The 22,857-nt window shown below is 65.1% G+C and carries 21 protein-coding genes; 4 read left to right on the top strand and 17 right to left on the bottom strand.

What is annotated here, in order from left to right; genetic code table 11:
* The first annotated feature begins 18 nt into the window (after positions 1-18).
* The 4 genes from N0K08_RS17715 to N0K08_RS17700 all read left to right on the top strand — a co-directional run bounded on the left by N0K08_RS17715 (position 19) and on the right by N0K08_RS17700 (position 5,451).
* Complete coding sequence (locus N0K08_RS17715; RefSeq protein ID WP_261501729.1) at positions 19-1,431, top strand: sodium:proton antiporter; 1,413 nt, start codon at positions 19-21, stop codon at positions 1,429-1,431.
* Positions 1,432-1,449: 18 nt separating this feature from the next.
* Complete coding sequence (locus N0K08_RS17710; RefSeq protein ID WP_261501728.1) at positions 1,450-2,454, top strand: 2-hydroxyacid dehydrogenase; 1,005 nt, start codon at positions 1,450-1,452, stop codon at positions 2,452-2,454.
* Positions 2,455-2,515: 61 nt separating this feature from the next.
* Positions 2,516-4,258, top strand: a complete 1,743-nt coding sequence (gene rmuC, locus N0K08_RS17705; protein ID WP_261501727.1) for a DNA recombination protein RmuC — start codon at positions 2,516-2,518, stop codon at positions 4,256-4,258.
* The gene (locus tag N0K08_RS17700; RefSeq protein WP_261501726.1) at positions 4,255-5,451 is read left to right on the top strand and encodes an MFS transporter; all 1,197 of its coding nucleotides are present in this window, start codon (positions 4,255-4,257) and stop codon (positions 5,449-5,451) included. The genes rmuC and N0K08_RS17700 overlap by 4 nt, the downstream gene beginning before the upstream one ends.
* 178 nt (positions 5,452-5,629) lie before the next feature.
* Here the strand turns inward: N0K08_RS17700 and N0K08_RS17695 are convergent, their stop codons facing one another.
* From N0K08_RS17695 to serC, 17 genes are all read right to left on the bottom strand, one after another.
* A complete protein-coding gene (locus N0K08_RS17695; RefSeq protein ID WP_261501725.1) occupies positions 5,630-6,505 on the bottom strand; it encodes an LOG family protein in 876 nt (291 codons plus the stop codon).
* A gap of 90 nt (positions 6,506-6,595) precedes the next feature.
* Positions 6,596-6,979 (bottom strand): fluoride efflux transporter CrcB, encoded by a 384-nt coding sequence (gene crcB / locus N0K08_RS17690; protein WP_261501724.1) that lies wholly within the window; start codon positions 6,977-6,979, stop codon positions 6,596-6,598.
* Between the two features lie 15 nt (positions 6,980-6,994).
* Positions 6,995-7,378, bottom strand: a complete 384-nt coding sequence (gene mnhG, locus N0K08_RS17685; protein ID WP_261501723.1) for a monovalent cation/H(+) antiporter subunit G — start codon at positions 7,376-7,378, stop codon at positions 6,995-6,997.
* Positions 7,375-7,653, bottom strand: a complete 279-nt coding sequence (locus N0K08_RS17680; protein ID WP_261501722.1) for a K+/H+ antiporter subunit F — start codon at positions 7,651-7,653, stop codon at positions 7,375-7,377. Before N0K08_RS17680 ends, mnhG begins: the two co-directional genes overlap by 4 nt.
* Positions 7,650-8,138: a Na+/H+ antiporter subunit E gene (locus N0K08_RS17675; RefSeq protein WP_261501721.1), complete on the bottom strand. Its 489-nt coding sequence runs from the start codon at positions 8,136-8,138 to the stop codon at positions 7,650-7,652. Before N0K08_RS17675 ends, N0K08_RS17680 begins: the two co-directional genes overlap by 4 nt.
* Positions 8,135-9,829, bottom strand: a complete 1,695-nt coding sequence (locus N0K08_RS17670; protein ID WP_261501720.1) for a monovalent cation/H+ antiporter subunit D — start codon at positions 9,827-9,829, stop codon at positions 8,135-8,137. Before N0K08_RS17670 ends, N0K08_RS17675 begins: the two co-directional genes overlap by 4 nt.
* Positions 9,826-10,191, bottom strand: a complete 366-nt coding sequence (locus tag N0K08_RS17665) for a Na+/H+ antiporter subunit C (RefSeq protein ID WP_261501719.1) — start codon at positions 10,189-10,191, stop codon at positions 9,826-9,828. The genes N0K08_RS17670 and N0K08_RS17665 overlap by 4 nt, the downstream gene beginning before the upstream one ends.
* A complete protein-coding gene (locus N0K08_RS17660; RefSeq protein ID WP_261501718.1) occupies positions 10,191-13,124 on the bottom strand; it encodes a monovalent cation/H+ antiporter subunit A in 2,934 nt (977 codons plus the stop codon). The genes N0K08_RS17665 and N0K08_RS17660 overlap by 1 nt, the downstream gene beginning before the upstream one ends.
* A 222-nt stretch (positions 13,125-13,346) precedes the next feature.
* A complete protein-coding gene (locus tag N0K08_RS17655; protein ID WP_261501717.1) occupies positions 13,347-13,694 on the bottom strand; it encodes a ComEA family DNA-binding protein in 348 nt (115 codons plus the stop codon).
* Positions 13,695-13,797: 103 nt separating this feature from the next.
* On the bottom strand, positions 13,798-14,955 hold the full coding sequence (gene lapB, locus N0K08_RS17650) for a lipopolysaccharide assembly protein LapB (RefSeq protein WP_261501716.1): 1,158 nt from the start codon (positions 14,953-14,955) through the stop codon (positions 13,798-13,800).
* Positions 14,945-15,265, bottom strand: a complete 321-nt coding sequence (locus N0K08_RS17645) for a LapA family protein (protein ID WP_261501715.1) — start codon at positions 15,263-15,265, stop codon at positions 14,945-14,947. Before N0K08_RS17645 ends, lapB begins: the two co-directional genes overlap by 11 nt.
* 66 nt (positions 15,266-15,331) lie before the next feature.
* A complete protein-coding gene (locus N0K08_RS17640; protein ID WP_261501714.1) occupies positions 15,332-15,679 on the bottom strand; it encodes an integration host factor subunit beta in 348 nt (115 codons plus the stop codon).
* A gap of 106 nt (positions 15,680-15,785) precedes the next feature.
* A complete protein-coding gene (gene rpsA / locus N0K08_RS17635; RefSeq protein WP_261501713.1) occupies positions 15,786-17,471 on the bottom strand; it encodes a 30S ribosomal protein S1 in 1,686 nt (561 codons plus the stop codon).
* A gap of 158 nt (positions 17,472-17,629) precedes the next feature.
* The gene (locus tag N0K08_RS17630) at positions 17,630-19,663 is read right to left on the bottom strand and encodes a bifunctional 3-phosphoshikimate 1-carboxyvinyltransferase/cytidylate kinase (RefSeq protein WP_261501712.1); all 2,034 of its coding nucleotides are present in this window, start codon (positions 19,661-19,663) and stop codon (positions 17,630-17,632) included.
* Positions 19,664-19,686: 23 nt separating this feature from the next.
* The gene (locus N0K08_RS17625) at positions 19,687-20,592 is read right to left on the bottom strand and encodes a prephenate dehydrogenase (RefSeq protein ID WP_261501711.1); all 906 of its coding nucleotides are present in this window, start codon (positions 20,590-20,592) and stop codon (positions 19,687-19,689) included.
* Between the two features lie 15 nt (positions 20,593-20,607).
* Complete coding sequence (gene pheA, locus N0K08_RS17620; RefSeq protein ID WP_261501710.1) at positions 20,608-21,705, bottom strand: prephenate dehydratase; 1,098 nt, start codon at positions 21,703-21,705, stop codon at positions 20,608-20,610.
* A 13-nt stretch (positions 21,706-21,718) separates the two neighbouring features.
* The gene (gene serC, locus N0K08_RS17615; protein WP_261501709.1) at positions 21,719-22,828 is read right to left on the bottom strand and encodes a 3-phosphoserine/phosphohydroxythreonine transaminase; all 1,110 of its coding nucleotides are present in this window, start codon (positions 22,826-22,828) and stop codon (positions 21,719-21,721) included.
* Positions 22,829-22,857: the final 29 nt, after the last annotated feature.

Here is a 22,857-nt window from a genome sequence, read left to right as displayed (position 1 = left end):
CAGAAGGAATCCTTTTTCATGAAATTTTCGCGTGGTGCGGCCGTGGCCGCCTTCTTGGGGGCGCCGGGCTGGGCCTTGGCGGCCGACATCAACGGCGGCGCGCTGTCGGGCTGGTGGGGCGTGCCGTTCGCGGGCCTGCTGCTGTCGATTGCGCTGGTGCCGCTGCTGGCGCCGATTTTCTGGCACCACCATTTCGGCAAGGTGACGGCGGGCTGGGCCCTGGCGTTTTTGCTGCCGTTTGCCGCGATGTTCGGCCTGGGCGCGACGGGCGCGAGCCTGGTGCACGCACTGCTGGGCGAATACCTGCCGTTTGTGATCCTGCTGCTGGCGCTGTTCACGGTGGCGGGCGGCATTTACATCCGCGGCAGCCTGCGCGGCACGCCAGCGCTCAACGTTGCCATCCTGGCCACGGGCGCCGTGCTGGCGAGCTTCATGGGCACGACAGGCGCTTCCATGCTGCTGATCCGTCCGTTGATCCGCGCCAACGCGGGGCGCAAGCACACGGCCCACATCGTGGTTTTTTTCATTTTCATCGTCTCCAACGCCGGCGGGGCGCTCACGCCTTTGGGCGATCCGCCGCTGTTCCTGGGTTTCCTCAAAGGCGTGGATTTCTTCTGGACCCTGAAGCACATCTTCCCCCAGACGCTGTTCCTGGTGGGCACCTTGCTGGCGCTGTTTTTCGCGCTGGACAGCTGGTTCATGCGCCAGCCCGGTGAATGGTCGGCGCCGGCTACGGCCAGCGACAGCGCGGAGCGCTTCGGTTTTGACGGCAAGGCCAATTTCGCGCTGCTGGGCGTGATCGTGGCGCTGGTGTTGACCAGCGGCATCTGGAAGTCGTCCGTCGCGTTCGACATCGCCGGCACGACCGTGGGCCTGCCCGGTCTGGTGCGCGATCTGGGGCTGCTGGCCGTGGCCTGGGTGTCGCTGCGCATCACGCCTTTGGATGTGCACGCGCGCAACCAGTTCGGCTGGGCGCCGATGGCCGAAGTGGCCAAGCTGTTTGCCGGCATTTTCCTGACCATCATCCCGGTCATTGCCATGCTCAAGGCCGGCGTGGACGGGCCGTTCGGTGCCATCGTGCGTGCGGTCACGCGCGCCGACGGCTCGCCCGATCCGGCCATGTACTTCTGGGCCGCGGGCACCTTGTCGTCGTTTCTCGACAATGCGCCGACCTATCTGGTGTTCTTCAACACCGCCGGTGGCGACGCGCAGCAGCTCATGACGGCGCTGGCGCCGACACTGGCCGCCGTTTCCGCGGGCGCGGTGTTCATGGGCGCCAATACCTATATAGGCAACGCGCCCAACCTGATGGTCAAGGCGATTGCCGAAGACCGTGGCGTGAAGATGCCCAGCTTCTTTGGCTACATGCTGTGGTCGGTCGGGATCTTGCTGCCGCTGTTTGCCCTCATGACCTGGATCTGGTTTGTTTGACCTGAAAGAGAGACTGCCGTGAGTCGACCCAAAATTCTGCTGTCGCGCGCGATTGCGCCCGAAGTGGTGGCGCATTTGGCGCAGCATTTCGAAGTGCAATCCAACCCCCAGGACGTCCAGTGGACGCGGGCGGAGCTGATTGCCCGGCTGCAGGGCCAGGACGGGCTGCTCGATACCGGCACGCAGCGCATCGATGCGGACTTGCTGGCCGCCTGCCCGCAACTGAAGATCGTGGCCAATCTGTCGGTGGGCTTCAACAACTTCGATGTGCCGGCCATGGTGGCCGCGGGCGTACAAGGCACGAACGCGCCGGATGTGCTGACCGAGACCACGGCCGACTTCGGTTTTGCGCTGCTGATGGCCACGGCGCGGCGCATCTGCGAGAGCGAGCACTATCTGCGCGCCGGCAAATGGCAGTCCTGGAGCCACGACCTGTTTGCCGGTGCCGAAGTGCACGGCACTACGCTGGGCATTCTGGGCATGGGCCGCATAGGCCAGGCGATTGCGCGGCGCGGCGCCCATGGCTTTGGCATGAAGGTGATCTATCACAACCGATCGCAGCTCACGCCCGAACTGGAAGCCGAGTGCAAGGCGCGTTACGTGGACAAGCAGGAGCTGCTGCGCAGCGCCGACCACCTGGTGCTGGTGCTGCCGTATACGGCACAAAGCCACCACGCGGTGGGCGCGGCCGAGCTGGCGCTGATGAAACCCACGGCCACGCTGATCAATATCGCGCGCGGCGGCATCGTCGATGACGCAGCCCTGGCCCGCGCGCTGCGTGCGCGCACGATTGCGGCCGCCGGCCTGGACGTGTTCGAAGGCGAGCCCAGCCTGCACCCCGATCTGCTGGAAGTTCCCAATGTGGTGCTGACCCCGCATATCGCCAGCGCTACCGGGCCCACGCGCCGCGCGATGGCGCAGTTGGCGGCGGATAATCTGCAGGCCTTTTTTGCAGGCGAGGGCGCGCTCACTCCGGTGAACACGCCGGATGCCGCGGCGGCACGCGTGCGCGCAGCGCTCTGACGGCCAGCGGCGGCCTAGGCGCGACGTTTCGTCCTTTTTCCTATTTTTTTGAAGTATCACTTTGTCCTTTGAATCCCTGGTCGTGCTTGCGGCGCTCGCGTTGGTGGTGGTTTTGCAAATCCTGGCCTTGCTGCGCCGCGCTGGGGGGGAGAGCGCCCAGCAGCTGCAATCGCTGGAGCGCAGCATGCAGGCCACCCAACTGGCCATTGCCAAGAACGAAGGCGCCCTCGAAGGCATGGGCCAGCAGCTGCGTGGCTTGACGCAGACCCAGCAGATGGGCGCGCAGGCCTTGCGCCAGGTGATCGATGAGGGCCTGGCCCAGACCACGGCCGAGTCGCGTGCCGGCCGCAGCGAACTGGTCGAGGCCTTCAACGGCTTCGAAGCGCGCCTGGCCCAGCGGCTGCAGGCGGCGGACCAGGCCCTGGTTCAGCGGGTGGTGGGACTGCAAGCCACGCTGGGCGAGGCCCTGGCGGGGTTTCGCAGCGAACTCACGGCGACCACGGCCGCGCTGACCGGCGAGAGCGCGCGCTCGCGCCAGGCCATGGCCGACAGCACGGCCTTGTTCGAGCAGCGCATCCAGCAGCGTTTCGAAGCCCTGGCCGAAGCCACGCGCGGTACGCTGGATTCGCTCAAGGGCGATGTGCAAAGCCAGTTGACGGCCATGTCGACAGCGCTCAAGGACCAGCTCGAAGGCAACGGCCACCAGATCCGCCACCAGTTCGGGGTGCTGCAGGACGCCGTGAGCCAGCAGCTCGCGGGCCTGGTGCAGGGCAGCCAGCAGAGCGCCGAGCAGCTGCGCAGCGCGCTCAACGAGCGACTGGCGGCCATCCAGGCCGACAACTCGAGCAAGCTCGAGGAAATGCGCCGCACGGTGGACGAAAAACTCCACGCCACGCTGGAGCAGCGCCTGGGGGAATCCTTCAAGCTGGTCAGCGACCGGCTGGAGCAGGTGCACAAGGGCCTGGGCGAAATGCAGACGCTGGCCGGCAGCGTGGGCGATCTCAAGCGCGTGATGACCAATGTGAAGTCGCGCGGCACCTGGGGCGAAATGCAGCTGGGCGCGATCATCGACAACGTGCTCACGCCCGAGCAGTTCGCGCGCAACGTCAAGACCGTGCCAGGCAGCGACGAGCTGGTGGAATTTGCCATCCGTCTGCCCGGCCGTGCCGATGACCAGCCCGTCTGGCTGCCCATCGATTCCAAGTACCCGGTGGAGCACTACCAGCGGCTGATGGATGCCCAGGATGCGGCGGACAAGCTGCAGATCCAGAGCGCGGGAACGGCGTTCGAGACGTCGATCAAGTTCGAGGCCAAGAAGATCTACGCCAAGTACGTGTCGCCGCCGCACACCACCGACTTCGCCATCCTGTACCTGCCGACCGAAGGCCTGTTTGCCGAAGTCATGCGCCGGCCCGGTCTGGTGGAAGCCATACAGAACGACTGCCGGGTGATGATCACCGGCCCGGCCAACCTCGCGGCCATGCTCAACAGCCTGCAAATGGGCTTCAAGACACTGGCCATCGAGCAGCGCTCGTCGGAAGTCTGGGGCTTGCTGGGCGCCGTCAAGACCGAGTTTGCCAAGTTTGGCGAAGTGGTCGCGGCGACGAAGAAATCCATCGATGCCGCCGCGCGCAAGTTCGATGAAGTGGGTGTGCGCACCCGGGCCATACAGCGCAAGCTGCGCGAGGTGCAGGACTTGCCCGCGCCTGTGCCCGCGGCGGTCACGGTGCCGGGGCTGCAGGTCGTGGATGTCGACACGGACGATCTCGACGCCGACGAGTCGGTGCAAGGCGGTGCGCAATGAACGCCGCATTGTTCAAGGTGATCGCCTCGCAGGTGGCCGTGCATACCACCATGGCCGGGGTGCGGCTGGCCGCGCCGCTGCTGGCGCTCAAGCAGGGTTACAGTGCACCGGCGGTGGGCGTGTTGCTGGCATTGTTTGCGCTGACCCAGGTGTTTCTGGCCCTGCCGGCGGGGCGCTATGCCGACCGCCATGGCTTTCGCAAACCCTTTTTCGGTGGCATGCTGCTGGCGAGCATAGGCTGCGCCGCGGCCATGTTTTTCCCCACGTTTGCCGTGCTGTGTTTCACGGCGCTGTGCACGGGCGGAGCGGCCGGCATTGTGGTGATTGCGGTGCAGCGCCATGTGGGCCGCGTGGCGCACGAGCCGGCGCAGCTCAAGAAGGTGTTCAGCTGGCTGGCCATCGGGCCGGCGATTGCCAATTTCATCGGGCCTTTCGCCACCGGTCTGCTGATTGACCACGCGACTTTTGGCGGCAGTGATACGTCAGGCTACCGCGTGGCGTTCGGCCTGCTGGCACTGAGCCCCATCTGCGCCTGGCTGTGGGTGCGCAATACCCCGGAAACGCCGCTGGCCCCGCGCCCGGCAGGCACGGGCACGCAACGCGCCTGGGACCTGCTCAACGACCCGGCGTTTCGCATGGTGCTGATCGTCAACTGGCTGCAGTCGGCGAGCTGGGATGTGCATACCTTTGTGCTGCCGCTGCTGGGCCACGAGCGCGGCATGAGTGCTTCGGTCATCGGTACGCTGCTGGGCCTGTTTGCCATCGCGGCGGCGGCCATCCGCCTGCTGATGCCGCTGGTCGCGGACCGGCTGCGCGAAGGCGCGGTCATCGCCTGTGCGATGGCGGTCACCGCCTGTATTTTCATCGTCTACCCGTTCACGAACAGCGTGCTGACCATGGGCCTGTGCTCGGTGCTGCTGGGCTTTTCGCTGGGCTCGGTACAGCCCATGGTGATGAGCATGCTGCACCAGATCACGCCCCAGCACCGCCAGGGCGAGGCGCTGGGCCTGCGGCTGATGGCGATCAATGCGTCCAGCGTGGTCATGCCCATGCTGTTTGGCGCGGCCGGGGGCGTGATAGGGATTTCGGCGCTGTTCTGGACCGTGGGCGTGGGCGTGAGCGCGGGAGTGCGCGCGGCCTGGCGTCTGGGCCAGGCCGGAGACAAGGCGCAGGCGGCGCAGTTGCCGCCTTAGTAATCCACAGCGCTCGCCGTCGCCCCAAGCCCATGCAACTGGCGCGTCCTAGCTCAGGGGCACCGAGCAAGCGCCGCCGCGCAGCGAGGGTGCCGTCCCTGGCCGGGCGCCCCCCTCCACCGAAGGTTGAGAGGGGGAAGCGGGGGCCGGCCATCCGGCGAAGCCGCTCAGGGGGTGCTTACATGTAAGCGCCGGTCTCGTTGTACTTCTTGATCAGTGCCCAGGCTTCGGCCGGGTCGTCGGTGTAGTGGAACAGTTCCAGATTCTTGGCCGAAATCGTGCCCTCTTCAATCAGCAGGTCGAAGTTGATCAGTTTTTTCCAGAACTCGGAGCCGAACAGAATCACCGGCACGGACTGCGTCTTGTGCGTTTGCACCAGGGTCAGCACTTCGAACAGTTCATCCAAGGTGCCGAAGCCGCCGGGGAAGGCCACCAGGGCCTTGGCGCGCATCATGAAATGCATTTTGCGCAAGGCAAAGTAGTGGAATTTGAAGCTCAGCTCGGGCGTGATGAAACGGTTGCCGTTCTGCTCATGGGGCAGGGCGATGTTCATGCCGATGTTGGGTACGCCCACATCATGGGCGCCGCGGTTGGCGGCTTCCATGATGCCTGGGCCGCCGCCGGTGCAGATGTAGAGGCGCTCTTGCGGTGACTGCTTGAGGCTGTCGGTGGCGACGATGCGCGCGAACTGGCGGGCCTGGTCGTAGCGCTGGGCGTTGCGCACTGCCTGCTGTGCCTGGGCGATGCACTGCGCATCGCCGCTGGCCTGGGCTTCCTCTAGCTGGGCGGCCGCCTGCTCCGGATCGACAAAGCGTGCGCTGCCGTAGACCACGATCGTGTTCTCGATGCCGTGCTCTTGCTGGGTCAGGTCGGGCTTGAGCAGCTCGAGCTGCATGCGGATGCCGCGGGTTTCGCGACGGAACATGAATTCCGGGTCGGCAAAGGCCAGGCGATGGGAGTTGGTTTGCAATGCGTTGCCGTTGTGGGCCTGGTCGTGCAACTGGGCCCAGGCATCGGCCAGGTCGGTTTCAGACAGGGGGTTGGAAACTTGCATGTGTCCTCGATCAAGTGAAAGCCAAGGTGGCGAATGAATAGCGACTGCTGTGCCCTTGTTCAACTCACTATACGCTCACAAACTCATAGCTCAGAGGTGGCGCGGCCACAGCGCCTGGGTGCTGGCGATGCCGGCCACTGTCATGGCCAGCGAGCCCAGCACATGCACGCTGGTCCAGCCCAGTGCCGCCGCATAGCGCTGGTGCTGCAGCATGGTGATGACTTCGGCCGAAAAGCTGGAAAACGTGGTCAACGCGCCCAGGAACCCGGTGACCAGGGCCAGGCGCCACACCGGGTCGAGTTGCGGCAGGGCATTGAAGACGGCGACGCAGATGCCGATCAGGTAGCCACCCACCAGGTTGGCGGCCAGCGTGCCCCAGGGCAGGCTGTGGCCGACGCTGAGCCACACTCCCAGGCGCCAGCGCGCCAGGGCCCCGAGGCAGGCGCCGATGCAGATGGCAAGAACCGGCAGCATGGCGTCGTCCGTGGATCAGTACCGGTTGTCCGGATGCGCCGGGTCGCTGGGCACGACGCTGCTGACGGACGCGGGCACATTCTGGCCGGTACGCCGGGCCCGGAACAGCGCCGCGCGCATCAGGAAAATCGTGGTGATGGGCGCGGTCACCGAGACGAAGACGGCGATCAGCAGGGCGTGCAGTGCCAGGCGCTGCTCGAGCACAGAGAAGAACAGCACGGTGGCGTACATGATGCACCAGCAGGCCAGCGTGGCGATGATGGACGGCGAGTGCACGCGCTCGAAATAGCTTTTGAGGCGCACCAGGCCCAGGGCACCCAGCAGCGCGATAAAGGCGCCGAAAACCACCAGCAGAGCGACGACCACCTGGGCCCAGATCGGGAGTACGGCTTCGGTCATTCGATGGCCTCCCCGCGCAGCAGGAACTTGGCCATGGCCGTGGAGCCGACGCAGCCGAACAGCGCGATCAACAGCGCGGCTTCGAAGTAATCGGTGCTGCTGTACATGATGCCCAGCACCAGCATGGCCAGCATGCCGGTGGTGTACATGCAGTCGAGCGCGAGCACGCGGTCCTGGGCCGCAGGCCCCTTGATCAGGCGGATCAGCGCGCAGGCCATGGCCACCACCAGCAGAAAGAGCGCCAGGGACAGCGCCCAGTTGAAATAGGGGCTCATTCGAAAATCTCCATCAGGGGGCGCTCGTAGTGGTGCTTGACGTGGTCTATGACTTCCTGGGGGTTGCCCACTTCGAGCACATGCAGCAGCAGCATGGAGCGATCACGCGACAGTTCTGCCCAGGCCGTGCCCGGCGTGATGCAGACAATCATGGCCAGCACGGCCAGGGCGTTGGGGTCGCGCAGTTCCAGCGGAATGTGCACGAAATCCGCCGCATGCTTGCGCTGCGAGGGAAACATCAGAAAGCGCACCACGGTCAGGTTGGACACGGTGGAGTCGTAGACCACGGTGGCGGCCAGCCGAAGAACGGTCAGCGGGTGGCGGATGCGCACCGGCAGGGGCCGCAGGCCGCGCAGCAGTATGGGAATCAGCAGGCCCAGAATGGCGCCCAGCAGCATGTGGCCGCCACTGAGCGTCTGGTTGAGCAGCAGCCAGAGCAGGAACAAGGCCACCGACAGCAGTGGCGCGGGCAGCAGATGCTTCATGGAGCCTCCTGTGCAGTGGATGGCGCCGGGTTGGGCACGGGCCGCTGTGTCAATACGGCGCGGATATAGGTATTGGGCGAGTGCAGGGCATCGGCCGCGTGCTGCATGTAGCGCATCACCGGACCGGCCTGCACGGTCATGAGCAGGCAGCACAGCAGCAGCACGGCGATGGGCAGGCCTTCGGCGACACGCAACTGTGGCGTGTTGCGATCGTGGCTGGCCCAGAAATGGCGCATGCCGACGCGGATCAAGGCGATCGAGGCAATCAGCCCCGTGCCGATCATCAAGGCCAGCAAGGCCCAGCCCCAGAAACCGGGCTGGTAGCCTGCGGAAGTGCCTATGCCCAGCGGATTGAGCACGGCGTTGAGCATGGCCAGCTTGCCCACGAAACCCGACATCGGTGGCAGGCCCGCGATCACCAGGGTGCAGACCATGAAGGCCAGGCCCAGGAAAGCGGCCGCCGCGGGAATCACACGGCCGATCAGCACTTCCTCGTCTTCGTCGAGGTTCAGGCCGGCCGTGGGCACCAGTTCAGCGTTGAGGAAGGGCGCTTCGTCGTCTTCGTAAGGCGCGGTGCGCGCGCCGGCATTGCGCCAGCGGTCGATCAGATCCGACAGCAGGAACAGCGCGGCGATGGCCAGCGTGGAGCTGGGCAGGTAGTACAGCAGGCCGGCCGTCAGCAGGTTCTGGCCGAAGCCGGCGGCGGCGAGCAGCGATCCCGAGGACAGGATGGCGGCATAGCCGGCGAGGTTGGACAGGCGCTGCGAGCCCAGCATGCCGATGGCGCCGAAGACCATGGTCAGCATGCCGCCGCCGATCAGCCAGGCGCTGCCGAACAGCGCGGACTCGCCGGCCTGGCTGCTGAACAGCAAGGTCCACAGGCGCAGCACGGTGTAGACACCGAGCTTGGTCATCATGGCGAACAGCGCCCCCACCGGGGCCGTGGCCGCGCTGTAGGCCGGCACCAGCCAGAAGTTCAGCGGCCACATCGCGGCCTTGATCAAAAAGGCCATGGCCAGGATGGCGGCCGCGGCGTGCAGCAGGCCGCGGTCGGAGGCCTCCACTTGGGGAATGGCGGCGGCCAGGTCGGCCATGTTGAGCGTGCCGGTGATGCCGTAGAGCATGGACACGCCGACCAGGAACAGCGAAGACGCGGCCAGGTTGATCGCGATGTAATGCAGGCCCGACTGGATGCGCGCGCGCCCCGAGCCGTGCAGCAGCAAGCCGTAGGAGGCGACCAGCGTGATCTCGAAGAACACGAACAGGTTGAACAGGTCGGCCGTGAGGAAGGCGCCGGCCAGGCCCATCAGCTGGAACTGAAACAGCGGGTGGTAGTGCACGCCGGCGCGGTGCCAGCGGGCGGCGGCGAAGACGATGGACGCCAGGGCCACGATGCTGGTCAGCACCAGCATCATCGCCGACAGCCGGTCCAGTGCCAGCGAGATGCCGAACGGTGCGGGCCAGTTGCCCGGCAGGTACACGCCCATGGTCACGGGCGCGCCGGCCTGGTCGGTCCATGCCAGCAGGGCGGCGGCGATCACCAGCCCCAGCAGGGTGGACAAAATATTGATGCCCAGCTTGAGGCGCTGCTGCTCTTCGCGCATCAGCAGCATCATCGCTGCGGTGAGCATGGGCAGCGCGATGGGCGCCAGCATCAGGTGCGGCATGAGTTGGCTGGTGATGTCGTTCATGGCATCTCCTGCACATCACGCGAGTGGACGCCGTCCACATGGTCATTGCCCGCCGTGCCGCGGGAGGCCAGCAGCACCACCAGGAACAGCGCGGTCGAGGCAAAGCCGATGACGATGGCCGTGAGCACCAGGGCCTGGGGCATGGGGTCAGCATAGTTCAGCAGATCCTGGGCCACGCCGGGCCGCAGCACGGGTTCCTTGTCGATGGACAGGCCCTGACGGCCCATGCTGAAGATGAACAGGTTGACGGCATAGGCCATCAAGGACAGGCCCATGATGACCTGGTAGGTCCGCGGGCGCAGCAGCAGCCAGACGCCCGAGCCGGTGAGTACGCCGATGGCGATAGCGAGCACGATTTCCATCAGTGGGCTCCCTCGGTCTCGTCCAGGTGTTCATCATCGAGCAGACGCGCGTGGTAGCGGTGGCCGCGTACGGATTGGTGGGCAATGGCCGTCAATATCAACATCGTGGAGCCGACGACCAGCGAAAACACGCCCAGGTCGAAGAAGGTGGCGCTGGCCAGGTGGATATCGCCAATCAGCGGCAGCGTCAGGTGGAAGGTGTGGCTGGTCAGGAAGGGATAGCCGGCGGCGACCGCGCCCAAGCCCGTGAACAGTGCCAGCAGCAGGCCGGTGGCGATCCAGCGGCGTGGGTAGAGCGCGAAGTGGGCTTCGACCCATTGAGTGCCGGAAATGATGTACTGCAACAGTAGCGCGACCGAGAACACCAGGCCGGCGATGAAGCCGCCGCCGGGCTCGTTGTGGCCGCGCATGAACAGGTAGACCGCGACCAGCGTGGCAAAAGGCAGCAGCAGCCGGACCAGCACGGCCGGCACCATCAGATAGCCGACGGCCGTATCGCTGGCATGGCGGGGGTTGACCAGATCGGTCTGCAGATCGCCGGGCACGAAACGTTGTTGCTCGGGCAGGTCCATGGTCTCGCGTGCCGGCCTGAAGCGCCGCAGCAGCGCGTACACCGTCAAGGCCACCACGCCCAGCACCACGATTTCGCCGAAAGTGTCAAAAGCACGGAAGTCCACCAGCATCACGTTCACCACATTGGCGCCGCCGCCGCCCGTGAGCGCGTTTTCGAGGAAGAAGGTCGAAGTGCTGTCGTGGAAAGGCCGACTCATCATGGCAAAAGCCAGCCAGGCCATGCCACTGCCCGCGGCCACGGCCAGGCCCAGGTCGCGCAGGCGGCGCGCGCGCGCCCGGCTATGGGTGGACAGGGCGGGAATGCGCAGGTTCTTGTCCCGCTTGGGCAGCCAGCGCAGGCCCAGCAGGATCAGCACCGTGGTGACCACTTCCACCACCAGTTGGGTCAAGGCCAGGTCGGGGGCCGAGAACCAGAGGAAAGTAATGCAGACGCACAGGCCGCACACGCCCAGCATGATCAACGCGGCCATCCGATGGAACTTGGCTTTCCAGGCGGCGGCGAGCGCGCAGGTGCAGCCCAGCACCCACAGCAGCACGAAGGCCGGAGACAGCGGCAGCGTGCCTCGGTTGCCCAGTTGCATGCCTTGCATCCACAGCGGCATGAAGCCCGCGGCCAGCGCCAGGCACACCAGCCACAGCATTTGCCACTGCAGGCGCATGGTGCTCAGCGCGCGGCGCCCTTTGCGGCCCGCGCTCTGCAGCAGTGTCAGCGAAGTTTCGAAAAAGCGCCGGCCGTCGAAGTAGTGCGCGATGGGCGCGGTTTCCGCACGGCCGGCCTTGCGCAGCCAGGTCAGCAGGGTGTGGATGCCAATGCCGCCGATGAGCGCCAGAATGCTCATGATCAAGGGTGCATTCACGCCATGCCAGACGGCGAGACTGAATTCGGGCAGGGTGCCGCCCACCACGGGCAGTGCCGCGGCGCGCAGGAAGTCGCCCATCGCCCAGGCCGGGAAAACTCCGACCACCAGGCAGGCCAGCACCAGCAGCTCGACAGGAACACGCATCCAGTGCGGCGGCTCGTGCGGCGTCAGCGGCAGGTCGGTGGCGGGCTTGCCGAAAAAGACATCGGCCGTGAAGCGCAGCGAATAGGCCACGCTGAACATGCCGGCGAGCGTGGCGGCAACGGGCAACCAGGTGCGCACCCAGGGGGAGGCATCAAGGTAGACCGTTTCGGCAAAGAACATTTCCTTGGACAGGAAGCCGTTGAGCAGCGGCACGCCGGCCATGGCCGCGCTGGCCACCATGGCCAGGGTGGCCGTGACGGGCATCATGGTGCGCAGGCCCGACAGGCGGCGGATGTCACGCGTTCCGCTTTCGTGGTCGACGATGCCCACGGCCATGAACAGCGAGGCCTTGAACGTGGCGTGGTTCATGATGTGGAACACGGCGGCCACGGCGGCCAGCGGGCTGTTGAGGCCCAGCAGCAGGGTGATCAAGCCCAGGTGCGAGATGGTGGAGTAGGCCAGCAGCGCCTTGAGGTCGTTCTGGAACATCGCCAGATAACCGCCCAGCAGCAAAGTGCACAGACCTGCGCCGCCGACCAGCCAGAACCAGGCGTCGGTGTCGCCGAGCACGGGCCACATCCGGGCCAGCAGGAACACGCCGGCCTTGACCATGGTCGCCGAGTGCAGGTAGGCCGAGACCGGGGTGGGCGCGGCCATGGCATGGGGCAGCCAGAAATGGAAGGGGAATTGCGCGCTTTTGCTCAAGGCACCGAGCAGGATCAGCACCAATGCCGTCAGGTAGAGGTGGTGATCGCGAATTTGCTGACCGGCCGCGAGGATGTGGTCAAGGTCGTAGCTGCCGACGATATGGCCCAGCACCAGCATGCCGGCGAGCATGCACAGGCCGCCCGTGCCGGTGACGGTCATGGCCATGCGCGCACCTTGGCGCGCGTCCTTGCGGTGGTGCCAGTAGCCGATCAGCAGAAAGGAAAACAGGCTGGTCAGCTCCCAGAAAAAGGCCAGCTGGATCACATTGCCCGACAGCACAACGCCCATCATGGCGCCCATGAAGGCCAGGAAGAACGAGAAGAAGCGCGGCACGGGGTCCGCGGGGGACATGTAGTAGCGCGCGTACAGCACCACCAGCGAGCCTATGCCCAGCACCAGCATGCAGAACATCCAGGCAAAGCCATCCATGCGCACGATCAGATTCAATCCCAGGGCCGGCATCCATTCGATTTCCTGGCGCAACACGCCGCCGGCGGCCACCTCGGGGAACAGCATGGCGGTCTGGATGGCACAGCCCAATGCGATCAAGCCGGCCAGCGTGGACTCGGTATTGCGGGCATTGGTCGGCAACACGGCAGCCAGCAGGCTGCCGAGGAATGGCAGAAGAATGAGAAAGATCAAGGGCATGTGCGTTTCATTTTACGGGCAACCGTCGCAAATGCGCTATGAAAACCTGAGCAGGTTTTCAATTATGGTCATGGTGTAGACATAAAAAAAGGCCCCCATGCTTCCGACTGCCTGTGGCCGCTGCCCCCAAGGGGGCGTTTTCATCCTGGGGCGGCCTGCCGATAAAAAACCCGCCTGAGCGGATGCTGTGGCGGGTGCGGTTCTGAGCGGGTGTGCAGGCTTTCAGGGGCGGGCCTGCAGCTGGATTCTGGCGGGTGCGGCGGAGGGCATGGCGGATGCCTGGGGGGTCGAGGGCGGGGGCGGGCTCAAATACGGCTGGCCGTTGACCGTGAGCCCGCTCGCGGAAAGCTTGGCTGCGGAAGCCCTTCCCACGCCATGCACGCGGTCGATCAGATCGGACCAATCGATGAAAGGGGATTTCTTGCGTTGGGCAATGATTCGCTCCGCCAGTGCGGGTCCTATGCCTTTGACGGCATCCAGTTCGGCCTTGGAGGCCTGGTTGGCGTCCAGCCCGGCGAAAGCACAGGCGGCATACAGCAGCGCGGCAACAGTCAGTAGTTTTTTCAGCATCCGGCGCTCCTTGTGCAGGCAAAGCTGAGCTTCGCCCCGAACATCGTACTGTAGGCGCGAGCCTGGCTTGAACCGGGGAAAACCCCGGAACGTGCGGTCAGCGCTACAGCTCTTCCACGCGGCGCGCGGGGTAGCTGTCCCAGCTCTGGCAACCGGGGCAGTGCCAGAAATGTTGCCGCGCTTCAAATCCGCAGGCGGCACAGCGATAACGTGTCAGCGGCTTGCTCGCATGCTCGAGCGCCCGTTGTATCGAAGGGTGGTGTTGCTCGTCGTGCAGCGTTTCGCTGGCCAGCCAGCGCGTGGCGGCCACCAGCGAAGGCTCCTTGCCCAGATGCTGGATGTAGCGCTCGCGGCCGGGCGCATCCGCCTGGCCGCTGTCCGCGTCCAGGGTGACCAGGGCTTGCAGCAGGTCCAGCGAAGGCGTCTGGCGGTACTGGTCTTCGAGCCAGCGCTGAATCTCCTGCATGTTGCCCAAGGCCTTGGCGATGTCCGGCAGCAGGGCGGCGGCCAGGGGCAGGGCGCTCGGGCTGTTGTGGGCCAGTGCTTGCAAGGTGCTCCAGGCCTGCTGGTGCTGGCCCATGCGGTGCTGCAGGCGAGCCAGGTCGATGTGTGCACGCGCGGCGCCCGGTGCGAGCTGCAATGCCTGTTGGTAGGCTACCTGTGCCTGCTCCAGCTGGCCGTTCGTGGCCTGCACATCGCCTTGTTCGCACAGGTAGTGCGCCAGGCGCGCGCTGAAGTCGCCCTGGCCCGCGGCCTGCATGCGCTGGGCGATCTCGCTGGCCTGTTTCCAGTCGCGCGAGCGTTCGTAAATGGCCAGCAGGGCCAGTCGCGCTTCGGCTTCGTAGCTCGTGCCTTCGAGCCGGCGCAGCGCGTCTTCGGCGCGGTCCAGCAGTCCGGCCTTGAGAAAGTCGAGCGCCAGTGCATGCTGGGCACGGTTGCGGTCGGTGCGGTTCAGGTCGCCGCGTGACAGCAGGTGCTCATGGACCCGCACGGCGCGGTTGTATTCGCCGCGGCGGCGAAACAGGTTGCCCAGTGCAAAGTGCAGCTCCGACGTATCGGGGTCGTTCTGCACCGCCTCGATGAAGGCATCGATGGCCTTGTCCTGCTGCTCGTTGAGCAGAAAATTCAAGCCCTTGAAGTAGGCCTTGGGGGCGCTGCGGTTGTATGCGCGCATCTGGCGGGCGTCGAAACGCGAGGCCAGCCAGCCCAGTGCAAACGCCAGGGGCAAGCCCAGCAAGATCCAGCTGATATCAAATTCCATGGAGATTGTGTGGGGGCAAAGAGGGCTGGGATTCCGCCGTGTCCGCGACAGTCGCGGGTGCTTCGGTTGCGGCGACTGCCGGTGCTGCTGCACGCTGCGCGGCACTGCGGTGCTTCAACCAGCGCGGCACCATGCCTAGCACCCCTGCCACCAGCCCTGCGGCAAAGGCGGTCAGCACGACCAGCACCAGAGGCGCGGTCCATTGGGTGCCAAAGAAAAAATGCACCGTGGCGTTTTGCTGGTTGTTCAGCGCAAAGGCGAACAGCGTAAAAAAAATGGCCGCCTTGAGCAGCCACAGTATGTATTTCATGCGACCCCTTGTGTGACTGTTGGATTTTAGACTTTAGTTCACAGGCGAGGGGCGTTCGCTGCGGCGTCAGGGCAGATTGCCGGCGCGCAAGGCACTTGCAGCCAGCAGTGCCTGGGCACCGCCGAGTTCAAACGTGCGCTGGTCCACGGCTTCGCGCAAGGCTTTGCCGGGCTTGAAGTGGGGGACGCGCTTTTGGGGAATGTGCACGGCTTCGCCGCTGCGTGGGTTGCGGCCCATGCGCGCAGGGCGGTGGTTGACAGAAAAGCTGCCAAAGCCGCGGATTTCAATGCGCTGGCCACGTACCAGGGCATCGCCCACTGCATCCAAAATGGTTTTGACAGCGAGTTCGGCGTCGCGTTGCGTCAATTGACCGAAACGAGCAGCCAGTTCTTCGACGAGATCAGAGCGGGTCATCGAAAAGGAATCCTGTGGGTACCGGAGAAAACCGGTTTGAAAGAAAAAAAGCGGCGGGCGCCTGTAGCGCCCGCCGCATTCAACTCAAGTCAAGCGGGTGAGTGCTTTACTTTTCCGAGTTGTCCAGCTTGGCGCGCAGCAGTGCGCCCAGGCTGGTCGTGCCGGCGCTTTCGCGCGTCGATTGTGCCGACAGGGATGCCATGGCTTCTTGTTGGTCGACCATGTCCTTCTGCTTGATGGACAGTTGAATGTTGCGGGTCTTGCGATCCACGTTCAACACCACGGCAGTGACTTCGTCACCTTCCTTGAGCACCGAGCGGGCATCTTCCACGCGGTCGCGGGAGATTTCCGAAACGCGCAGGTAGCCCAGGATGTCTTCGCCGAGGTCGATTTCAGCGCCACGAGCGTCCACGGTCTTGACCTTGCCGGTCACGATCTGGCCCTTGTCGTTGACAGTGGCGAAGGTCGTGAAGGGATCGCTGTCCAGCTGCTTGATGCCCAGGCTGATACGTTCGCGTTCCACGTCCACGGCCAACACGATGGCTTCGACTTCTTGGCCCTTCTTGTAGTTACGAACAGCGGCTTCGCCGGTTTCGTTCCACGACAGGTCGGACAGGTGAACCAGGCCGTCGATGCCGGCAGCCAGACCAACGAACACGCCGAAGTCGGTGATCGACTTGATCGGGCCCTTGACGCGGTCGCCGCGCTTGGTGTTCTGGGCAAATTCTTGCCAAGGGTTGGCCTTGCACTGCTTCATGCCCAGGGAGATGCGACGCTTGTCTTCGTCGATTTCCAGGACCATGACTTCGACTTCGTCGCCCAGGGACACGAGCTTGGAAGGAGCAATGTTCTTGTTCGTCCAGTCCATTTCGGAAACGTGGACCAGGCCTTCGATGCCGGGTTCCAGTTCCACGAATGCGCCGTAGTCAGCAATGTTCGTGACCTTGCCGAACAGACGGGTAGCCGAAGGATAGCGACGCGAAACGCCCATCCAAGGATCGTCGCCCATTTGCTTCAGGCCCAGGGACACGCGGTTCTTTTCGGTGTCGAATTTCAGGATCTTGGCCGTGATTTCTTGGCCAGCCGTCACCACTTCCGATGGGTGACGCACGCGACGCCATGCCATGTCGGTGATGTGCAGCAGACCGTCGATACCGCCCAGGTCCACGAACGCACCGTATTCGGTGATGTTCTTGACCACGCCTTGGACGATAGCGCCTTCCTTCAGCGTTTCCATCAGCTTGGCGCGCTCTTCGCCCATCGAGGCTTCCACCACAGCGCGGCGGCTCAGCACCACGTTGTTGCGCTTGCGGTCGAGCTTGATGACCTTGAATTCCAGGGTCTTGTTTTCGTAAGGCGTCAGATCCTTGATCGGACGCGTGTCGATCAGCGAACCGGGCAGGAATGCGCGGATGCCGTTGACCAGAACGGTCAGGCCGCCCTTGACCTTGCCCGATGTGGTGCCGGTCACGAATTCGCCGGATTCCAGGGCCTTTTCCAGGGCCAGCCAGGAAGCCAGACGCTTGGCGGTGTCGCGCGACAGGATGGTGTCGCCGTAGCCGTTTTCGATGGAACCAATGGCCACCGAAACGAAGTCACCGACTTGGACTTCGACTTCGCCCTGATCGTTCTTGAATTCGTCGAGGGGCACGTAGGCTTCGGACTTCAGGCCGGCGTTAACCACCACGAAGTTGTGCTCAACGCGCACGACTTCAGCGGTGATGACTTCGCCAGGACGCATTTCCGTGCGTTGCAACGATTCTTCAAAGAGGGCGGCAAAAGATTCAGACATGTATTTCCTTAGCCGCAAACAGGTTTCCGAGAGCACTATTGCTGACGTTTTTAAGGCTGCTTGCGGAGGTTTCGTGCGGATAAATCCGCGGGCTATAGTTCACCAACCCCCATGCCATTCGCTAGCCAGGGCGAAAAAGCGGCAGGGGGAACCGGGGTTCAGTCTTTCAGGCCAGGCTTGAAAGGCTGTCGCTCTTGCCACCATTGCAGCACCTGCGTGACCACCTCTTCGATGGAAAGCACGGAGCTGTCGAGCAGCAATGCGTCTTGTGCGGGCTTGAGCGGCGAGGCACTGCGCGACATGTCGCGAGCATCACGTGCCTCAAGGTCTGCACGAAGCGCGCTGATGTTAGCGGAAATTCCTTTGGAAATCAACTGTTTATACCTTCTCTCAGCACGGCATTCGGCCGAGGCGAGAAGGTAGACCTTGAGCGCGGCGTTGGGGAAGATCACCGTGCCCATGTCGCGGCCGTCGGCCACCAGGCCGGGCAGGGTCTGAAAATTCCACTGCAGTGTCAGCAGGGCCTGGCGCACGGCGGGCAGGGCCGAAACGCGCGAGGCATCCATGCCGGCGGCCTCGCTGCGGATGGCTGCGCCTATGTCTTCGTCGCCCAGCAGAATCTGCTGCGCGGGCGTGAAGCGTATGGGCAACTCGCGCACCAGGGTGGCGATCTCGGCTTCATGCGCTTCGTCCAGGTCCAGGCCGGCGCGGCGCGCGGCCAGGCCGGCGATGCGGTACAGCGCGCCCGAGTCCAGGATGCCATAGCCCAGGCGCCGTGCCACTTCGGCGGCGATCGTGCCTTTGCCCGAAGCCGTGGGGCCGTCGATGCAGATCACCGGAATGTTCGCGCGCGGCGTCTGGCAGACCGAGAACAGGGCCTCGAAATAATCGGGGAAAGTCTTGGCCACGCACTGCGGGTCTTCGATGCGCACCGGCAACTGCGCCGGATTGAAGGCGGCCAGCGAAAAGCACATCGCGACGCGGTGGTCGTCATAGGTGTGGATGCTGGCGGCGTGCCAGTCGGCGGCCTGGGCCGGCGGCGTGACGCTCAGGAAGTCCGCGCCTTCTTCGACGCTGGCGCCGAGCTTGCGCAGCTCGCAGGCCATGGCGGCGATGCGGTCGGTTTCCTTGACGCGCCAGCTGGCGATATTGCGCAAGGTGGTCGTGCCTTCGGCATACAAGGCCATCACCGCCAGCGTCATGGCCGCGTCGGGGATGTGATTGCAGTCCAGGTCTATGGCCTGCAGCGGCCAGCGCCCGCGGCGCACCTGCAGCCAGTTGGGGCCGCTTTCTATGTGCGCGCCCATGGCCCGGGCGGCTTCCACAAAGCGGATGTCGCCCTGGATGGATTGCGCGCCCACGCCCAGGATGCGCACGCCTTCGGCGGATTCGGTGCCCGCGGCGATGGCGCCCAGCGCGATGAAGTAGCTGGCCGACGAGGCATCGGCCTCGACATGGATGTCGCCGGGCGAGCGGTAGCGGCTGCCGGCGGGAATCGTGAAGCGCTGCCAGCGGTCGTTGTGCACCGTGATGCCGAAGTGCTTGAGCAATTCCAGCGTGATGTGGATGTAGGGCTTGGAGATCAGCTCGCCGACGACTTCGATGGTGACGTCCTGGTCGACCGCGCGCAGCGGCAGCGCCATCAGCAGCGAAGTCAGAAACTGGCTGGAGACGTCGCCGCGCACCTGGATGGGCTGTGCCAGCTGGCCCGAGGCAAAGTCGGGCTGGGCGATGCGCAGCGGCGGATAGCCGGCGTTGCCCAGGTAGTCGATGCGGCAGCCCAGTTGGCGCAAGGCGTCGACCAGATCACCGATGGGGCGTTCATGCATGCGGGCGACGCCGCTGAGCGTGAAGTCGCCGCCCAGCACGGCCAGGGCCGCCGTCAGGGGGCGCATGGCCGTGCCCGCGTTGCCCAGGAACAGCTCGGCACTGGCGTTGGCGGGCAGGGCCGCGGCGATGCCGGTGATGCGCAGCACATCGTCCTTGCGCTCCAGCTTGCAGCCGAGTTGTTCGAGCGCCGTGAGCATCACGCGGGTGTCGTCCGAGTCGAGCAGGTCGTGTACCGCGGTCGTGCCTTCGCTGAGCGCAGCCAGCAGCAGCACGCGGTTGGAAATGCTCTTGGAGCCGGGCAGGCGGACTTCGCCTTCGGCCGTGGCGAGTGCGGGAACGTCGAGAAATTCGGTCTGGAACATGTCGCCTCTGCAGCGTGAGGGGCTCAGGAGCCCAGGGAATCGGAAGGGGTGGCGGCGGCCATCTGCGGGGCGGCCATGCGCCAGTGGGCGCGGGCGGCGCTGGCCAGCGTGAGCCGGTCCTGCAAGGCCTGGCCGTCATCTTGCTCCATGAGCTGCTCCAGGTTCTGCAAGGCCTGCCGGAACTGGCGCGACTGGGTCAGCACCTGTTCGCGATTGGCCAGCAGGATGTCGCGCCAGATCTTGGGGTCGCTGGCGGCGATCCGCGTGAAGTCACGAAAGCCCGGGCCGGCCAGGGCCAGCGTGGCGTCCGCCTGGGGCTGGGACAGCACGCTTTGCATCATGGCAAACGCCAGCAGATGGGGCAGGTGGCTGACGGTGGCCAGCGTCGCATCATGGGCTTCGGGCGACATGCTGTGCACCTGACAACCCAGGGCCTGCCAGACTTCGCGGGCCTGCTGCAGCTGCACCGTGAGCGTGCGCTCGGTGGGCGTAAGCACCACCTGGCTGCCCACATACAGGTCGGCATCGGCGTGCTCGACGCCGGCCACTTCCTTGCCGGTGATGGGGTGGGCCGGCACGAAAGAGCCGATCTGGTCGCGCAGCGCCGAGCGCGCGGCCTGCACCACGTCGGTCTTGGTCGAGCCCACATCCATGATCAGCATGCGCGGCGTGACCAGGTGCTTGATGGACTTGAGCGTGGCTTCGGTCGCGGCCACGGGCACGGCCAGCAGCACGATGTCCGCGCCCGCGGCGGCCAGCAGTGCCGACGGTGCTTCGACATCGATCACGCCCAGCTGGCGCGCACGTTCGGTGGTGGAGGGCGACTTGCTGTAGCCCACCACGCGCTTGACCAGGCCGGCCTTCTTCAGGGCCAGCGCAAACGATCCACCCATCAGGCCGCAGCCTATGAGTCCCAATTGTTCAAACATCCACAGGCTCCGGCGTCAGGCAGTGATGGGGTAGGCGCCCAGCATCTTGTAGAAGGCGCACAGACCTTGCAGTTCCTGCAAGGCCTTGGCCACATGGGGCTCCGAAGGGTGGCCTTCGAGGTCGATGTAGAAGTAATACTCCCACTGGCCGGTGCGTGCCGGGCGCGACTCGAAACGCGTCATCGACACGCCATGGGTCTTGAGCGGCATCAGCAGGTCGTGCACGGCGCCGGGGCGGTTGGGCACGGAAATGATCAGGCTGGTGCAGTCCTTGCCCGTGGCGGCGGGCATGGCCAGGGTCTGCGGCAGGCAGATGATGGCAAAGCGCGTGCGGTTGTAGGCCTCGTCCTGGATGGCGTGGGCCACGATGTGCAGGCCGAATTGCTGGGCCGCGCGGTCGCTGGCCAGGGCAGCCCAGCCGGGGTTGAGCGAGGCCAGGCGCGCGCCTTCGGCGTTGCTGTCCACGGGGCGGCGCTCGGCATGGGGCAGGTGCTTGGTCAGCCAGGCCTGGCACTGGGCCAGGGCCTGCGGGTGGGCCACCACGACGTCGATGTTTTCCGCCGAATTGCTCAGGCGCAGCAGGTGGTGGCGGATCAGCAGGCTGACTTCACCGACCACATGGCAGGGCGTGTGCAGGAACATGTCCAGCGAGCGCGTGACCACGCCTTCGGTCGAATTTTCCACGCCCACCACACCGTACTGGGCGCTGCCCGCGGCCGTGGCATGGAAGACTTCGTCGAAGTTGGCGCAGTACATCAGGTCGGCCGCGCCGCCGAAGTAGTCGACAGCAGCCTGTTCGCAGAAGGTGCCGGCCGGGCCCAGCACGGCCACGCGCTGGGGCGATTCCAGCGCCAGGCAGGCCGACATGATTTCGCGCCAGATGGCCGAGACATGGTTGTTGCGCAGCGGGCCGGGGTTGGCCGCTTCGATCTTCTGTATCACCTGGGCCACGCGGTCAGGGCGGAAAAAAGGCGTGCCTTCGCGCTTCTTGACTTCGCCGACCTGTTCGGCGACATGCGCGCGCTGATTGACCAGCGACAGCAGCTGTTGGTCGATGCTGTCGATCTGCTGGCGCAAATCCGCGAGATCGGGCGAGGCTTGGGGCGTGTTCATGGCTGTGGGTCTCTCAGGCGTTTTGTTGTTCGAAGGCGTGCAGGTAGTCGACCAGGGCTTGGACGCCGGCCAGGGGCATGGCGTTGTAGATGCTGGCGCGCATGCCGCCCACCGACTTGTGGCCCTTGAGCTGCAGCAGGCCGCGCTCTTTCGCACCGGCCAGGAAGGCGTCGTTGAGCGACTCGTCGCGCAGGAAGAACGGCACGTTCATGCGCGAGCGCGCATTCGGCGCGACCTTGTTCAGATACAGCTGCGACTGGTCGATGCTGGAGTACAGCAGCTCGGCCTTGGCGATGTTGCGCGCTTCCATCGCGGCGATGCCGGTCAGATCGCCTTCACGCTGGCGCTTGAGCCACTGGAAGGTCAGGCCGGCGATGTAGATGCCCCAGGTCGGCGGCGTGTTGTACATCGACTGGTTGTCGGCGACGGTCTTGTAATTGAACGCGCTGGGGCAGGCGGGCAGGGCATGGCCCATCAGGTCTTCGCGCACGATGACGATGGTCAGGCCGGCCGGGCCGATGTTCTTTTGCGCGCCGCCAAAGGCCAGGCCCACGCGGCTCCAGTCGACCGGGCGCGAAGCCACGTGCGATGAGAAGTCGATCACCAGCGGAGCATCGCTGCCCAGCGCCTTGAGGTCGGGCAGCTCATGGAATTCGACGCCGTGGATGGTTTCGTTACTGCAGATGTGCACATAGCTCGCGCCGCGGCTCAGGTCCCAGCTGGCCGCGGGCGGGATGGCGGTGAAGTTGCTGTCTTCGCTGCTGGCGGCGACATGCGCCTGCGCCGCATACTTGCCGGCTTCCTTGACCGATTTCTGGCTCCAGCTGCCGGTCAGCACGAAGTCCACCGTGGCGGCGTGCGACAGGTTCAGCGGCACGATGGCGTTCTCGGCCAGGCCGCCGCCCTGCATGAACAGGATCTTGAAGTTCGCGGGCACGGCCAGCAATTCGCGCAGGTCGGCTTCGGCCTGCTCGTAGATGGAGATGAATTCCTTGCCGCGGTGGCTCATTTCCATCACCCCCATGCCACTGCCATGCCAGTCCAGCATTTCGGCAGCAGCTTGCTCCAGAACTTCGGCAGGAATGGCCGCGGGGCCGGCGGAAAAGTTGTAGGGGCGATTCATGATGGCAACAGGAATGAAGAGAGGTTCTG

Source organism: Acidovorax bellezanensis (assembly GCF_025421555.1).
GTDB lineage: Bacteria > Pseudomonadota > Gammaproteobacteria > Burkholderiales > Burkholderiaceae_C > Comamonas > Comamonas bellezanensis.
The sequence above is the reverse complement of the archived record's forward strand: the minus strand, read 5'-3'. Positions and strand labels throughout refer to the sequence as shown.

Bases quoted from the DNA above. Each gene is read 5' to 3' on its own strand.
- N0K08_RS17715 (WP_261501729.1), top strand. From the start codon at position 19: ATGAAATTTTCGCGTGGTGCGGCCGTGGCCGCCTTCTTGGGGGCGCCG.
- N0K08_RS17700 (WP_261501726.1), top strand. From the start codon at position 4,255: ATGAACGCCGCATTGTTCAAGGTGATCGCCTCGCAGGTGGCCGTGCAT.
- N0K08_RS17695 (WP_261501725.1), bottom strand. From the start codon at position 6,505: ATGCAAGTTTCCAACCCCCTGTCTGAAACCGACCTGGCCGATGCCTGG.
- crcB (WP_261501724.1), bottom strand. From the start codon at position 6,979: ATGCTGCCGGTTCTTGCCATCTGCATCGGCGCCTGCCTCGGGGCCCTG.
- mnhG (WP_261501723.1), bottom strand. From the start codon at position 7,378: ATGACCGAAGCCGTACTCCCGATCTGGGCCCAGGTGGTCGTCGCTCTG.
- N0K08_RS17680 (WP_261501722.1), bottom strand. From the start codon at position 7,653: ATGAGCCCCTATTTCAACTGGGCGCTGTCCCTGGCGCTCTTTCTGCTG.
- N0K08_RS17675 (WP_261501721.1), bottom strand. From the start codon at position 8,138: ATGAAGCATCTGCTGCCCGCGCCACTGCTGTCGGTGGCCTTGTTCCTG.
- N0K08_RS17670 (WP_261501720.1), bottom strand. From the start codon at position 9,829: ATGAACGACATCACCAGCCAACTCATGCCGCACCTGATGCTGGCGCCC.
- N0K08_RS17665 (WP_261501719.1), bottom strand. From the start codon at position 10,191: ATGGAAATCGTGCTCGCTATCGCCATCGGCGTACTCACCGGCTCGGGC.
- N0K08_RS17660 (WP_261501718.1), bottom strand. From the start codon at position 13,124: ATGCCCTTGATCTTTCTCATTCTTCTGCCATTCCTCGGCAGCCTGCTG.
- N0K08_RS17655 (WP_261501717.1), bottom strand. From the start codon at position 13,694: ATGCTGAAAAAACTACTGACTGTTGCCGCGCTGCTGTATGCCGCCTGT.
- lapB (WP_261501716.1), bottom strand. From the start codon at position 14,955: ATGGAATTTGATATCAGCTGGATCTTGCTGGGCTTGCCCCTGGCGTTT.
- N0K08_RS17645 (WP_261501715.1), bottom strand. From the start codon at position 15,265: ATGAAATACATACTGTGGCTGCTCAAGGCGGCCATTTTTTTTACGCTG.
- N0K08_RS17640 (WP_261501714.1), bottom strand. From the start codon at position 15,679: ATGACCCGCTCTGATCTCGTCGAAGAACTGGCTGCTCGTTTCGGTCAA.
- rpsA (WP_261501713.1), bottom strand. From the start codon at position 17,471: ATGTCTGAATCTTTTGCCGCCCTCTTTGAAGAATCGTTGCAACGCACG.
- N0K08_RS17630 (WP_261501712.1), bottom strand. From the start codon at position 19,663: ATGTTCCAGACCGAATTTCTCGACGTTCCCGCACTCGCCACGGCCGAA.
- N0K08_RS17625 (WP_261501711.1), bottom strand. From the start codon at position 20,592: ATGTTTGAACAATTGGGACTCATAGGCTGCGGCCTGATGGGTGGATCG.
- pheA (WP_261501710.1), bottom strand. From the start codon at position 21,705: ATGAACACGCCCCAAGCCTCGCCCGATCTCGCGGATTTGCGCCAGCAG.
- serC (WP_261501709.1), bottom strand. From the start codon at position 22,828: ATGAATCGCCCCTACAACTTTTCCGCCGGCCCCGCGGCCATTCCTGCC.